Source organism: Bradyrhizobium sp. C9 (assembly GCF_002532045.1).
Lineage (GTDB): Bacteria > Pseudomonadota > Alphaproteobacteria > Rhizobiales > Xanthobacteraceae > Bradyrhizobium.
On the sequence record NZ_NWTG01000075.1, the window covers coordinates 1 to 549 of the forward strand.

Genomic DNA, 549 nt, shown 5'->3' on the forward strand with positions numbered 1-549 from the left:
ATATCGTTCTCTAGCAAACTCAATGCAGTTAGGGGTCAAGATAATACCGTTACGATTCTCTACGCCAACTTCTGAACCAATGCCTTGGAACGACTTAGAACCGTCCTCGTTTTCAGTTACTTTAATTTCAGCACTATTGGTTATTAGTTTCATCTGTGCTTGTTACGTCCTTTCTATTGCCTTGTAAATCACTTAGGTTTTTAACAGCAACTGCGTTAAGGTTTGTGACATAAATATCTCCGCCCTCGATTGGTTGCTCGCCCATTTTAACAAGAAGTTGATTCTGTGTAAAAATAGGAGCGTTGATATTTTCGTGATACAAGTCAATTAATTCTTTCAAAGTTGCAAACTTGAATAGCTGGTTATCTACGATTATGCGTTCATAATATAAATTATCCTTAACTACTCGTCTGCGGTTTGTTGAAATCAGTTTATAAGTCAGTTCCTTTTCAAGTTGAATCAGTAAAGGAATGATAGTAGAGTTATAAAAATAAATTTGTTGTTCTTGCGTAGCAGTACCAAGCAAAATATTTTCATTCATAAAGTAGC

1 protein-coding gene is annotated in these 549 nt (G+C 35.3%); it reads right to left on the reverse strand.

Annotation, left to right across the window (positions count from 1 at the left end; genetic code table 11):
• Positions 1–133 precede the first annotated feature (133 nt).
• Positions 134–549, reverse strand: a 416-nt coding sequence (locus tag CO675_RS39640; RefSeq protein ID WP_143279230.1) for a phage portal family protein, incomplete at its 5' end; no start/stop codon positions are given.